The sequence below is a fragment of the Limnochorda pilosa genome (genome assembly GCF_001544015.1).
Lineage (GTDB): Bacteria > Bacillota > Limnochordia > Limnochordales > Limnochordaceae > Limnochorda > Limnochorda pilosa.
This window is the reverse complement of sequence record NZ_AP014924.1, coordinates 1441253-1454625: the sequence shown is the minus strand read 5'-3', so window position 1 is coordinate 1454625 and position 13373 is coordinate 1441253. Positions and strand designations below refer to the sequence as shown.

Annotated in this window: 11 protein-coding genes; 10 read left to right on the top strand and 1 reads right to left on the bottom strand. The window is 71.3% G+C overall.

Annotation, left to right across the window (positions count from 1 at the left end; all coding sequences use genetic code 11):
- Positions 1–223 precede the first annotated feature (223 nt).
- From LIP_RS06340 to LIP_RS06295, 10 genes are all read left to right on the top strand, one after another.
- On the top strand, positions 224–991 hold the full coding sequence (locus tag LIP_RS06340) for an ABC transporter ATP-binding protein (protein WP_068135775.1): 768 nt from the start codon (positions 224–226) through the stop codon (positions 989–991).
- Positions 981–2975 (top strand): AMP-dependent synthetase/ligase, encoded by a 1995-nt coding sequence (locus LIP_RS06335; protein WP_068135773.1) that lies wholly within the window; start codon positions 981–983, stop codon positions 2973–2975. Before LIP_RS06340 ends, LIP_RS06335 begins: the two co-directional genes overlap by 11 nt.
- Positions 2959–3840 (top strand): branched-chain amino acid ABC transporter permease, encoded by an 882-nt coding sequence (locus LIP_RS06330; RefSeq protein ID WP_082725949.1) that lies wholly within the window; start codon positions 2959–2961, stop codon positions 3838–3840. Before LIP_RS06335 ends, LIP_RS06330 begins: the two co-directional genes overlap by 17 nt.
- A 75-nt stretch (positions 3841–3915) precedes the next feature.
- Positions 3916–4998 (top strand): branched-chain amino acid ABC transporter permease, encoded by a 1083-nt coding sequence (locus tag LIP_RS06325; protein ID WP_068141644.1) that lies wholly within the window; start codon positions 3916–3918, stop codon positions 4996–4998.
- 116 nt (positions 4999–5114) lie between these two features.
- Entirely contained in the window at positions 5115–6416 is a 1302-nt protein-coding gene (locus tag LIP_RS06320) for an ABC transporter substrate-binding protein (RefSeq protein WP_082725948.1), read from the top strand.
- A 12-nt stretch (positions 6417–6428) separates the two neighbouring features.
- A complete protein-coding gene (locus LIP_RS06315; protein ID WP_068135770.1) occupies positions 6429–7223 on the top strand; it encodes an ABC transporter ATP-binding protein in 795 nt (264 codons plus the stop codon).
- Between the two features lie 145 nt (positions 7224–7368).
- Positions 7369–8910 (top strand): glycerophosphoryl diester phosphodiesterase membrane domain-containing protein, encoded by a 1542-nt coding sequence (locus LIP_RS18455; protein ID WP_068135767.1) that lies wholly within the window; start codon positions 7369–7371, stop codon positions 8908–8910.
- 127 nt (positions 8911–9037) lie between these two features.
- A complete protein-coding gene (locus LIP_RS06305; protein WP_068135764.1) occupies positions 9038–10054 on the top strand; it encodes an ABC transporter substrate-binding protein in 1017 nt (338 codons plus the stop codon).
- Between the two features lie 22 nt (positions 10055–10076).
- Positions 10077–10943, top strand: a complete 867-nt coding sequence (locus LIP_RS06300; RefSeq protein ID WP_068135760.1) for an ABC transporter ATP-binding protein — start codon at positions 10077–10079, stop codon at positions 10941–10943.
- Positions 10944–11194: 251 nt separating this feature from the next.
- Complete coding sequence (locus LIP_RS06295; protein ID WP_082725946.1) at positions 11195–11872, top strand: ABC transporter permease; 678 nt, start codon at positions 11195–11197, stop codon at positions 11870–11872.
- Positions 11873–11897: 25 nt separating this feature from the next.
- Here LIP_RS06295 and LIP_RS06290 read toward each other — a convergent pair whose 3' ends face one another.
- Complete coding sequence (locus LIP_RS06290; RefSeq protein ID WP_144440366.1) at positions 11898–13364, bottom strand: ligand-binding sensor domain-containing protein; 1467 nt, start codon at positions 13362–13364, stop codon at positions 11898–11900.
- Between the last annotated feature and the right edge of the window lie 9 nt (positions 13365–13373).

Below are 13373 nucleotides of genomic sequence, written 5' to 3'. Positions count from 1 at the left end.
GCGCTGGGCTTCTTCGCGGCCTTCCTGGGGTGGAACGCGGCCATGGGTCCCTTCAGGGGCGGATCCACCCCCTGCTCTACCTGGGGGTGCAGGTCGGTCTCGTCGCGGGCTCGAAAGCCACCTGAAGGACGCCAACCGTCGCACGGGTCCAAACCTGGGAGGAATTCTGTATGCACTAGCGAATGGCACTACCATCATCCGTCCGGGGGAGCGAAGCGGCCCCATGCTCCAGTGCCAGCAGATCCACCGCAGCTTCGGGGGATTGAAGGCCCTTTCGGCGGTGGACCTCTCCGTGGAGGCAGGCGAGATCGTAGGCCTCATCGGTCCCAACGGCAGCGGCAAGACCACGCTCACCAACGTGGTGACGGGCTTCTACCCTCCCCAGGAAGGCCGGGTCCTGCTCTCCGGGCAGGACGTTACCGGCTGGCGGCCTCACCGGGTGGCTCGCCTGGGCGTGGCCCGGACCTTCCAGAACCTCGCGCTCTTCCGGGGCCTGAGCGCGCTGGAGAACATCCTGCTGGGCCGCCACGTCCACACCCGGGCCGGGGTGCTCAGCGCCGCCCTCTACTGGTGGTGGGGGCGGACTGAGGAGACCCGCCAGCGCCGGGTGGTGGAGGAGGTCATCGACTTCCTCCAGCTCGAGGCGGTGCGCGACGAGCCGGTGGAGCTCCTGCCCCTGGGGCTCCAGAAGCGGGTCGAGCTGGCCCGGGCCCTCGCGGCCGAGCCGCGGCTCCTGATCCTGGACGAGCCCATGGCCGGCATGAACCAGGAGGAGAAGGAGTACATGGCCCGCTTCATCCTCGACACCCGGGAGGAGCGGGGGGCGGCCATCCTCCTCATCGAGCACCACATGGACGTGGTGATGGGCGTCTGCGACCGGGTGGCGGTGCTGGACCACGGCGTCAAGATCGCCGACGGGCCGCCCCCGCGGGTGGGGGGCGCCCCCGCCGTCATCGCCGCCTACCTGGGGGAGGCCGACCATGCGAGCTGAGCCGCACGCGGCCGCACCGGCCGCCGCATCGACGGTCGCCCCCGCCGCCGCGCCGCTGGCCGGTGCGCCCTTCGGCGCCTCCACCCTCCCCGCGGTCCTGGACCGCAATGCCCGGGAGCACCCGGACCGCGTGGCCTACCGTGAGAAGGACCTGGGCATCTGGATCGAGTACCCGTGGCAGGCCGCGCTCGAGGAGGTTACCCTGGCAGCCGCCGGCTTCCTGGAGCTGGGCCTGCGTCCGGGCGAGGGGCTGCTGATCATCGGCGACAACCGCCCCCAGCTCTACTTCGGCATGCTGGCCGCCACCCTCATCCGGGCGATCCCCGTCCCCGTCTACCCCGACGCCGTGCCCGACGAGGTGATCCACATCGCCACCCAGGGCGACGCCCGCTTCGCTCTGGCCGAGGACCAGGAGCAGGTCGACAAGCTGCTGGAGCTGCGCGAGCGCATCCCGGTGCTGGAGCGCATCGTCTACGACGACCCCCGCGGCCTGGGCGCATACGACGAGCCCGCCCTCGTCGCCTGCACCCGAGTGCGGGAGCTGGGGCGGCTGCGGGTGGAGCGGGAGCCCCGCTTCCTGGAAGGGGCCCTGGCCCAGGTGCAGCCCGGCGACGTCGCGGTGCTCCTCCACTCCTCGGGCACCACGGGGCTTCCCAAGGGGGTGCCCCTCACCCACGCCAACCTGCTGGCGGCGGTGGCCAACGCGCACCGGGCCGGCTACTTCCAGGAGCATGAGGAGGCGGTGGCCTACCTCCCCATGGCCTGGGTGGGCGACTTCACCTTCTCGGTGGCGGCCGCGCTGGCGCTCCGCTTCACCGTCAACCTCCCCGAGCGCCAGGAGACGCTCCTTCGCGACCTGAGGGCCGTGGGGCCCACCTTCTACTTCGCCCCGCCCCGGAGCTGGGACAACCTGCTCACCGCCGTCCAGGTGCGCATGGAGGAGTCCACCCGCCTGAAGCGCCTCCTCTACCGCCACTTCATGGGCTTCGCCACGGGTCTGGAGAAAGCCCGCCTCCAGGGTCGCCGTCCCTCCTGGCTCCAGCGCCTCTGGCGGGGGGTGGGCGAGCTCGCGATCTACGGGCCCCTGAAGGACCAGCTGGGACTGGCCCGGGTGCAGCGGGCCTTCACGGCCGGCGAGGCCATCGGCGAGGACACCTTCCTTTACTTCCGGGCGTTGGGCGTCAACCTGAAGCAGTTCTACGGCCAGACGGAGAACGGCGCCCTCACCGCGGCCCAGGGCGACGACGAGGTGCGGCTGGAGACGGTGGGCCGGCCGCTGCCGGGGGCGGAGCTGCGTGTGGACGACTCGGGCGAGATCCTGGTCCGGGGGCCCAGCGTCTTCAGGGGCTACTGGCGGAACCCCGAGGCCACCGCCCGGGCGGTGGTGGACGGCTGGTTCCACACGGGCGATGCGGGCTACCTGGACGAGCGCGGCCACCTGGTGATCCTGGGGCGGGTGGAGGACGTGGTGCGCACCCAGGGCGGCACCCGGTTCGTGCCCCAGTACATCGAGAACCGCCTCAAGTTCAGCCCCTACGTGAGGGAGGCGGCCGTGGTGGGCGACAGGCGCCCCTACCTGGCCGCCATGATCTGCATCGACCTGCAGGCGGTGGGCCACTGGGCGGAGGTGCGGGGGATCGCCTACACCTCGTACGCGGACCTCTCCCAGAAGCCCGAGGTCTATCGCCTGATCGGCCAGGCGGTGGCCCGCGTCAACGGGCTCCTGCCCGAGGAGCTGCGGATCCGCCGGTTTGTCAACCTTCACAAGGAGTTCGACCCCGACGACGGCGAGCTGACCCGCACCCGGAAGCTCCGCCGGGGACTCGTCGCCGAGCGGTACGCGCCCGTCATCGAGGCGCTCTACGGCCAGGGCGACACGGTGGACGTGACCGCCCGCATCGTCTACGAGGACGGGCGCGAGGGCGAGCTGCGCCGCACCCTGAGGGTGGAGGAGGTGGAGGCCCGCCGTGCTCTTCCTGCTTGAGCTCGCGGCCAACGGGGCGCTGGTGGGGCTCATGTACGCCCTGGTGGCGCTCGGGATCGTGCTGGTCTACAAGTCCTCGGGGGTGGTCAACTTCGCCCAGGGCGGGCTGGTGATGCTGGGCGGCTACGTGGTCTGGGCGCTCCTGGCCCTGGCCGGCCTGCCCCTGCTGGCAGCCGTGCCCCTGGCCCTGCTCCTCATGGCCGGCCTGGGCCTGGTGGTGGAGCGGGTGGCCCTGCGGCCCATGATCGGGCAGCCGTTGATCATGGTCCTCATGCTCACCCTGGGTCTCGAGGCCATGCTGCGGGGCCTCGCGCCCGCCGTGTGGGGGGCGGACCTGAAGTCCTTGCCGGTGCCCATCTCCGATGGGCCCTTGATCGTGGCCGACCTCTTCCTGAACCGGGTCTACCTCTTCGGCGGGGCGCTCACCCTGGTCCTCTTCGGGGCCCTGGTCCTCTTCTTCCGGTCCCGAACGGGGGTCGCCATGAAGGCCGTCTCCGACGATCACCTGGCCTCGTGGGCGGTGGGGATCTCGGTGGAGCGGATGACGGGGCTGAGCTGGGCCCTGGCCGGGGTGCTGGCGGTGGTGGCGGGCCTGCTCTGGGGGCGGGTTCAGGGGGTGGACTGGACCCTCTCCCACGTGCTGATCAAGGCGCTGGCCGTGGCCATCCTGGGAGGGCTGGACAGCCTGGAGGGCGCCGTGGTGGGCGGGCTGGTGCTGGGCATCCTCGAAGGCGTCATTCCGGGGTACCTGGACCCGCTGGTAGGCGGCGGCACCCGTGAGGTGGTGGCGGCTTTCGTCATCTTCCTCACCATCTTGGTGCGCCCCTACGGGTTCCGGGGGCGGGAGGTCATCGAGCGGGTCTAGCAGGCGGCCGTCGGATCCGGCGCAGGCTTGCCTGCTTCGCGGAAGGTCACTGGGTTGGTGCGGGAGGTCTCCGACATGCTCTACCGGCAGTGCGGCATCCGACACACGACCTACGAGGCAGACCGGGCCCTGGTGGTCATCCCGTGGGAGAAGCTGCTTGCGGGCCTCCTGGGTGCGGCGGCCCTCGCGGCCCCCCTCTACCTGCCCGGGCTCTACCTGGTGGGCTACCTGACCCCCTGGCTCCTCTGGACGGCGGCGGCCCTGGGGTTGAACGTACTGATGGGGTGGGCCGGGCAGATCCACCTGGGGTACGCGGCGGTGATGGCGGTGGGGGCGTACACCTCGGTCCACCTCGCCCACGCGGGCGTGCCTTTCTTGCTGGCCGTGCCGCTTGCAGGCGCGGCGGCCGCGCTGGTGGGGGCGGTCTTCGGCGTGCCGGCGCTGCGGGTGAAGGGCCTCTACCTGGCCGTGAGCACCCTGGCCCTCCAGTACCTGGTGGACTGGGTGATCGTCCATGTTCCCGCCATCAGCGGGGGCGCCCAGTCCACCCTGACCGCGCCCCCGGTGCGCCTGCTGGGTCTGGCCGTGCGAAGCGATGCGGGGCTCTACTGGACCGCGCTGGGCTACACGCTCTTGGCGACCCTCTTCGTCCTCAACCTGCGGCGCACCGCCATCGGCAGGGCGCTGATGGCCTTGCGGGAGCGGGACTATGCGGCGGAGATCATCGGCATCGACGTCCACCGGTACAAGGCCGTGGCCTTCGGGATCAGCTCCTTCCTGGGGGGCATGACGGGGGCGATGCTGGCCTTCGTCTACTACGGCGCAGTGACGCCCGAGCAGTTCGCCCTCGATGTCTCCATCCAGGCGGTGGCCATGGTGATCATCGGCGGGCTGGGGAGCGTGATCGGGAGCTACTTCGGCGCCGGCTTCGTGCTGCTGGCCCCCATCTTCATCGACCGGGGCATTCGGGCCCTGGCGGCGAGCCTGGGGCTCACCCTGTACGCGGGCACCCTGTCGCACTTGCCCCTGGTCGTCTACGGCGGGCTCATCGTCGGCTTCCTGCTCCTGGAGCCCCTGGGCCTCGCCAAGCTCTACGACAACGTGCGCAACTACTTCCTGGTCTGGCCCTTCGGCTACACCGGCCGGAGCGGGTCGTAGGCCCGGGGCATCCGGCCCGGTGCGGGCCGGGCTCACTTGCGGCGCCGGGGCCGGACCCGGATCGGACGGGCCCTTTCGTGGCACGTCGAGGACTCCACCAAGGGGAGGATCGACCGATGCACGGATTCGACGACGCAACGACGACGTTTCGCCGCCGGGCGCTCCAGGCGGTGCAGGCCCTGACCGTCTTGGCCACAGTGTTCACGGCAGCTGCGCTCCTGGCCACGGACGCCCTGGCCCAGGCGAAGGTGGTCCACCTGGGCCTCATCCAAGACTTCACCCGGGTGTACACCTTCGTCACCGAGGAGTACAACCAGGGCGAGCAGGACTACCTGGAGCTGGTGAACCTGTCGGGCGGCGTGGGCGGCTACACCTTCGAGGCCCTGGTGACCGACACGGGCAACGAGCCCCAGCGGGGCATCGAGGCGTACGAGCGCTTCAAGCGGGAGGGCGCCCTCGTTTTCGACTTCCTGAGCACTCCCGTCTCCCGAGCCAACGTGCCGCGCATCCTCAAGGACGGCAACGTCCTGATCACAGTGCTGCACGGACGCTCGGACGCCACCGACGGGACCACCTTCCCGACCATCTTCCCCATCATGGCGACCTACTGGTCCCAGGCCACGGTGGTCACCAAGTACGTGCTGGACCAGGAGGGGGGGAGCCTCCAGGGCAAGAAGGTGGCCCTGGTCCACATCGACTCGCCCTTCGGCCGCGAGCCCATCCCCGTCTTCGAAACCCTGGCGGGGCGACTGGGCTTCCAGTTCCAGGACTTCCCCTACCCGTCTCCCGGCACCGAGCAGTCGGCCACGTGGACCCAGGTACGCCGCTTCCGGCCCGACTGGGTGGTGCTCTGGGGCGCCGGGGGCGGGCAGCCCGTGGCGGTGCGGGAGGCCATCCGCAACGGCATCCGGACCGATCGCATCGTCTCCGTGGTCTGGCTGGCCGAGAAGGACATGCAGGTGGTGGGCGCCCAGCAGGCCAGGGGCGTGCTCCGCTTCGAGGCAGCGGCTGCCGGAACGGAGCCCGTCCTGGTCCGCGACATCCTCGAGAAGGTGTACGGAGCGGGGCGCGGGCACGGGGACCGGGCCAACGTCGGCAGCACCTACTACAACATCGGGGTGGGCGCAATGGCCACGGTTGTCGAGGGGATCCGGATCGCCCTGCAGCGCTGGGGCGAACCGCTGACCGCTGAGAAGATCAAGACGGGCCTGGAGAGCCTGCAGGGCTTTGACGCGGAGGGGCTGATGCCACCCATTGCCATCACCTCCGAGGACCACGAGGGCGGCGGCGTGGGGCGCATCTCCCAGTGGGACGGCAGCCGCTGGGTGCCTCGGACCGACTGGTACGGGGCCTACCGCGACATCGTCTGGAACCTGGTGCGCGAGTCTGCGGCCCAGTTCCGGGCCACGGGCGAGTAGGGCCGGCGTCCCATGGAGCCGCTGCTCTCCGTCAACAACCTGGAGGTCATCTACGACAAGGTCTTCCTGGCGGTGAAGGGCATCTCCCTGGAGGTGCCCCAGGGGAGCATCGTGACCCTGCTGGGCGCGAACGGGGCCGGGAAGAGCACCACCCTCAAGGCGATCAGCGGCCTCCTGGGACCCGAGCGGGGCGAGGTGACCCGGGGGGTGGTCCGCTTTGCGGGCCGCCCCCTGGACCGGCTTCCCTCGCCCCGCCGGGTGGCCCTGGGCATCGCCCAGGTGCTGGAGGGCCGGCGGGTCTTCGAGCACCTGACGCCGGAGGAGAACCTCCTGGCCGCCTCCACCATGCACCGGGACGGGGCGCACGTGCGCTCGCTCATCGACCGCATCTACGGCTACTTCCCCCGCCTGGCCGAGCGGCGGTCCACCAGGGCAGGGTACCTCTCGGGCGGCGAGCAGCAGATGCTGGCCATCGGCCGGGCGCTCATGGCCGAGCCCCGCCTGCTCCTGCTCGACGAACCTAGCCTGGGGCTGGCCCCCAGGCTGGTGCAGGAGATTTTCGACATCGTCCGGCGCATCAACCAGGAGGAGGGCGTTACCATACTGCTGGTGGAGCAGAACGCCCGGGCCGCCCTGGCCATCGCCTCTCACGGCTACCTGATGGAGAACGGCCGCATCGTCATGGCCGGCCCCGCCCGCACCCTCCGGGAGAACCCCGACGTGCGGGAGTTCTACCTGGGCGGCGGCAGCCGCATGGACTACCAGCGAGTGAAGCACTACCGGAGGAGGAAGCGCTGGCTGGCGTAGGGGGCGTGGGACCACAGCCGCCCGAGCCCCAGCCGGAGGCCGGAAGACCTCTCCCCTCAAGCACCCCACTGCGGCGCGCCGATGGAAGAGTATGGCAACGCGAAGCCGTTGCCCATTCCGAAGGCGCAGGTGGGAAGCCTTGGACGTGGAGAGCCCGTTCCTCGGAGGTTCGGTCCACCAACCCTACGCAACGATCCCCACCCGTCCCACGGTGCGCCGGGCATGGCGTCTCGTTCGCCCGGATCTCTCGAGGCACGTGGCATTCCTGACCTTTCTCATACTCCCCGGCAACACCCTCACGGTGCTCCTGATGGGGTGGCTCCCACCGGGTCTCTTCGCGGCGGCGCTCATCCTCCCACCTCTGCTGATGTCGCTGGGAACGTTGGGGCCCATGCGCGCCTCTCTGGAACGGGCTGCCGGCCGGAGGCCGGGGACGCGGCACTTCCTGCCCCCCTTCCCAGGCCTCTTGCCCGGTCTGTCTGCGGCCTTCCTCACGGCGGTGCTCCCCGAGCTGGGCGCTGTCGGACTGGTCCTCCTCGGAGTCGCGCTCGTCGGCCGCCTCACCGTGTGGCTGACGGGCTTGCTTCTGCTGAGCCTCGCGATCACCGCCTACGTCTACACCCGGTGGTTCCTGGTGCTCCCCCTGGTCCTCGACGGACAGCGAAGTCTCGCGGAAGCGTGTCGGACCAGCGCCCGCCTCGTGCACCCTCAGTGGCCGTCGGCCGTGCGGTTCGTCGCGACGCTCTTCGGCCTGAGCCTCATCGGTTACGTGTTCTTTGGCATCGGGCTGCTCATGGCCCCGCCCCTCATGGCCGCCGGCCGGGTGGCGCTTTACGAGTCGTTCTTCGGGTCGCGTGGTCCGGAACCCCAGAAAGAAGGTGAGCCCGGATTGGGACCGTCAAGCTCTCGTTTAGGGGGTGGACCCCTGGGGACAGGGCATCTTGGGCGTGACCCCTTCGCCTTCGGCGTGGGCGCCTTGCTCGGCCGGGCGTGGGAACTCCTGCGGCCGGATCTTCTGAAGCACGTGGGGTTCCTGGTGACCTTGGTCCTGCTCGAGCTGATCCTGGTCGGCATGGCCGAGGCGGTGAAGTCCTCCCTCCTGGTCCTCTTCCTCTCGCTGGTGGCCGCTATCGTCGGCTCCCTCCTGGCCAGCGGCCACCTGCTGGCGGCACTCGAACGAGCCTCGGGCCTGACGCCCACCTTCGGCGACTTCTTCGGGGTGCGCCACCGGGCCCTGACTGTCGTCTTCGCCATGTGGCTGCAAGCCCTGATCCCTCAGCTGTCCGGCCTGCTCTTGCTGCTGTTCGCATGGCTCTTGAGCCTGACGGGGGGCGACGTCGGGGTCCTGGTCTTCTTCGTGGCCGGCGTGTGGCTCATGCTTTACCTGGGGTTCGGCTACATGATCACGATCCCCCTGGTCCTGGACCAGAACCTCTCCCCGTGGCGGGCCCTCACCACCAGCGCCCGGGCGCTGCGGGGGCGGCGGCTCACGGTGTTGGGCGTGCTGGCGGTCCTCTTCCTGATCAATGTCCTCGGCGCCCTTCCCTTCGGCCTGGGGCTGCTGGTCACCGCGCCTCTGGGACCCACGGCCATCGTGGCCGTCTACGAGGCACTGTTCGGGATCACGGGGAGGCTCCCGGGACGGCGATCTACCCTTGCTTCTTCCTGGTCGCCTCCACTACGATAGCGGGCAGGGGCCACGGAGATCCTCGGCCGGCCCGCGGTTGACGCCCCTTTCCCGCTCTGATACATTGCAGATAAGCTCACGTCTGATGTTCATTCCTACCTTTCCTCGTCGACTGGAGGTCTCTCGCTTGCTGAATCCGCACCTTCGTCGCGTCGTGGCTGCCGTTGTCACCCTCCTGGGGGTGTTCGGGGGCGTGGGGCTCGGCGCGCCGGCGGCGGCGCAGGACGTGGTCCGCCTGGGCACGCTGAAGCTCATCGGGGGCGCGCCCATCTACGTGGCCCTGGACAAGGGCTTCTTCGAGGCCGAGGGGCTCCGGGTGGACGTGCAGTGGTTCGCCGCGGCGGCCCCCATCGCCACCGCCGTCGCGTCGGGCGACATCGACGTAGGCGCCACGGGCATCACCGCCGCCCTCTACAACGCGGTGGCCGCCGGCAGCAAGATCTGGCTGGTGGCGGACCGGGGCTCCGAGCATCCGGGCTACCGCCTGAACGCCCTGGTCACCAGCCGGGCGCGCTACGAGGGCGGCCTGCGCCAGGTAGCGGACCTGCGTGGCAAGCGGGTGGGCATCACCACCCTGGGATCCACCTACCACTACCAGATCGCCCAGATCCTGGCCACGGCCGGCCTGGGCCTGCGGGACGTGGAGCTGGTCCCCTTGCGGAGCATGAGCATCATGATCGACGCGGTGAAGGAGGGCACCGTGGACGCGGCGATCCTCTCCCCGCCCTGGGGCGCCAACGCCGAGGAGGAGGGCTGGGGCAAGGTCGTCTTCTGGGCCGGCGAGATCCCCTACCAGGTGACGGGCGTCTTCGTCTCGAACCGCTTCCGGGAGAACCGGGACCTCGCTGTCCGCTTCCTGCGGGCGTACGTGCGGGGCGTGCGCTACTACTCCGACGCCGTGCTCACCGATCCGCACGGAGCCCGCTACGATGAGGTGCTGGCCATCGTCGCCCGCTACACCGAGCAGACGCCGGACGTGATCGCGAAGTCGCTCTCGTACATCGACCGGGACGGCCTCCCCGACGTGGACGACCTGCTCCGCCAGCAGGAGTGGTACCACGCCAACGCGATGCAGAGCCGGATCGTGCCCGTGGAGGACTTCGTGGACCTCAGCCTCGTCCGCGAGGCCGTGGCGGGGCTGTAGGCCGCCGGCGAGGAGGGCGAGCGTGCGGGTCGTCATCGAGGGGATCTCCAAGCGGTACCGGGGCCGCCGCGGCGAGGTGGAGGCCCTCCGCACCGTGGACTTCGAGAGCCGCGACGGCGAATTCGTGGCCGTCCTCGGCCCCAGCGGCTGCGGCAAGTCCACGTTGCTCAGCATCGTGGCGGGCCTCATCCCTCCCACGTCGGGGCGGGTGCGGTTCGTGCGGGAGGCTGGGGCGGGGCAGGAGGCTGGAGCGGGGCGGGACGTGGCCGAGGCTCGGACGCCCCCGGCCGCCGGGCCTGAGCCGGGCGGGGCGGCCCCGCGCAGGCCGCTGACCGCCGTGGTCTTCCAGGAGTTCGCCCTCTTCCCCTGGCGCACGGTGCGCCAGAACGTGGCCTTCGGTCCCGAGGTCCGCGGGCTCCCTGCCTCCGAGCGGCGGGAGCGGGTGGAGCGTTACCTGGCCATGGTAGGCCTCACCCCCTTCGCGGACAAGTACCCCGGGGAGCTCTCGGGCGGCATGAAGCAGCGGGTGGGCATCGCCCGCGCCTTGGCCAACGACCCCGAAGTGCTCCTGATGGACGAACCGCTCTCGGCCCTGGACGCCCAGACCCGTTCCCTGATGCAGCTGGACCTCCTCCGCCTGTGGCGGGAGACGGCCAAGACGGTGCTCTACGTGACCCACAACTTGCAGGAGGCCGCCTTCCTGTCGGAGCGGATCCTCCTCCTCTCCCGGCGCCCCGGCCGGGTACGCGCGGTGATCGACGTACCCTTCGCCCGCCCCCGCGACGAGGACCTGCTCGCCACGCCTGAGTTCGCCGCCTTCTCCCAGGATCTGTGGAGCCTCCTGCGGGACGAGGCTCGGGCCGCGATGGAAGCGGGTGAGGACGGGTGAGCCTTCGCACCGACCTGCCGCCGGACACGAGGGCCCGAGGCCCCCAAGGGCGGACCGCTACCGGCGCCTTCCCCGCGGCAGCGCGCCCCCGGGCGGGAACGCCGGAAGCGCCGGGCACGCCACGCGGCTCTCATGGCATCGAGGTCGGGAGACCATCCATACCCGCCCTGGACGAGGCCGGCCCCAGCCACGCCTGGCTCGGTGCAGTCGTGGTCGCCCTAGGTCTCCTGGCCTGGGAAAGTGTCGCCCGCATGGGTTGGGTGGCTCCCCTCTACCTGCCCGCACCGTCGGCCATTGCCGCCGAGCTGGTCCGGATGGCGCAGACGGGCACCCTCGTCCAGAGCCTCGGCGCCAGCCTGATGCGGATCGTGTGGGGATTCGCCCTGGGGGCTGCGGCAGGGATCGTGGTGGGGCTGGCCATAGGCCTCTCCCGGGTGGCCGAGGGCGCGCTGGACCCGGCGATCTCCCTTCTCTACCCCATCCCCAAGATCGCGGTGCTGCCGCTCTTCGTGCTGTGGCTGGGGATCGGCGAGGCGTCCAAGGTGGCCATCATCGCCACGGGCGTCTTCTTCCCGCTGGCCATCAACACCATCGCCGGCGTGCGCCAGACCAGCCCGATCCTGGTGCGGGCCGCGATCAGCCTGGGCGCGAGCCGCCGCCAGGTGATCACCAAGGTGGTGCTCCCGAGCGCCCTGCCGGTCGTCTTCTCGGGCCTCCGTCTGGGCGCAGGCATGGCCCTGCTCCTGGTGGTGTCGGCGGAGATGGTGGCGGCGACCAGCGGGCTCGGCTTCCTCGTCCTGAACGCGGGCGACCTGATGCTCACCACCCGGCTGATGGCAGGCATCGTGGTCCTCTCGGCCCTGGGGATCCTCTCCACCTGGCTCCTCCGCCAGCTCGAGCGGTGGCTCCTGCCGTGGAACCGGCCGTAGCACGGGCGGGCGGTGCCCGCGCCGGCTAGGGGCCCTCCGCCCCCAGGTCCACCCGGCTCAGCCCGGTACGTGTGCCCACCCAGAGGACCCGGCCGCTGCCGGCCAGGGCGGTCACGTCCGCCCCTGCCAGGCCCTGGTCCGGGCCGATGGACGTCCATGCCCCTCTCGCCAAGGCCACCAGCCCGTCGCCCAGGGTGCCCGCCCAGAGGAAGCCTGCCTGCTCGTGAAGGGCGCCGGGGTTCACCCAGACGCCCGGCACCAGGGTACGGTACCCCGGTCCCGCAGCTTCTCCTGAACCCACCCCTCCTGGGCCCAGGGGATCGGGAACGGCGTAGATGCCTGCATCGTACGTCCCCACCACCAGGCCGTCGGACCGGGGAAGGATGGCGGTGATCCACGCGGGCGGGATGTGCCCGGACGCGGGCGTGGAGCGGATCGGCTCACCCTCCTCCCGCGCGGCCGCCAGCCCCGCCGACCCCCCCACCCACAGGCTCCGGCCATCCGAGGCGGCCACCTGGTAGCGGGCCCCGAGCGAGATCGGCAACGCCCGTACGCCGTCGGGCCCCACCTCCACCAGGCCATCCCCCGTCAGGACCCGCACCCGGCCCCCCTGCCCCACCAGGGCCTGGACCTTCACCCCGGGCAGGGCCGGCACGACGCTCAGATCCTCGGCCCGGTAGAGCCCGTTCTCGGTGCCGATCCAGAGGGCCGTGCCGTCGAAGTGCAGGGCGGTGATCCAGCGGGCGCGGCCCTCCGGCAGGGGCAGCGGCCGCCAGCGCCCGCCGTCGTAGAGGACGACGCCCTGGTCGAAGGTGCCCACCCAGAGGCGGCCCCCGCCGCTACCCGCGGCGTAGGCCAGAGCCGCGACATGGTCCGAAGGGAGGCCGTCCCACGTGACCCGGCCGATCCGATAGGAGGCGGCCGAAGCGCCCCCGCTCTCCCCCGCCCGCACCAGCAGCAGTCCATCCGGCGTGCCCGCCACGAGGGTACCCGCCGCGATGCCCAGCGCCTGGACCACGGCCGGAGCGCCGGGGACCTGCTCGAGCCTGCCAGGCGCCTGCCGCCAGAGCCCCCCGCCGAAGGTGGCCAGCCAGGTGGCCCCGTCCAGGGTCGCCCGGTCGGCGATGGGGTACGGGATGCCTTCCACCCGATCCCCTGCGGCGGGAAGCCCGGGCGGAGAGCCTGCCTCCTCTGTCGTCTCCCGCACCGCCTGTACCGCTTCGTCCAGCGAACCCTGCAGGGCACGCACCGGGAACCGGTAGCCCCCCTCCCCGCCTCGGAGGTAGACCCACCCATCCCGGACGGCGAGGGCGCGGACGTCGTTGGGGGCATGGAAGCTCCGGACGGCCAGGGGCGGCAGGGCGAGGCCCGGCGTGCCCCCCGAGGCGCCTGCAGCACCCGCGTCGGAGGCCGGTCCCAGGGCCGAGAGCGCCAGCGCCGCGGCAAGCGCTACGGCCAGGAGCCTCACCTGTCGTGCCCAGCCAGGAGTCATCGAGATCCC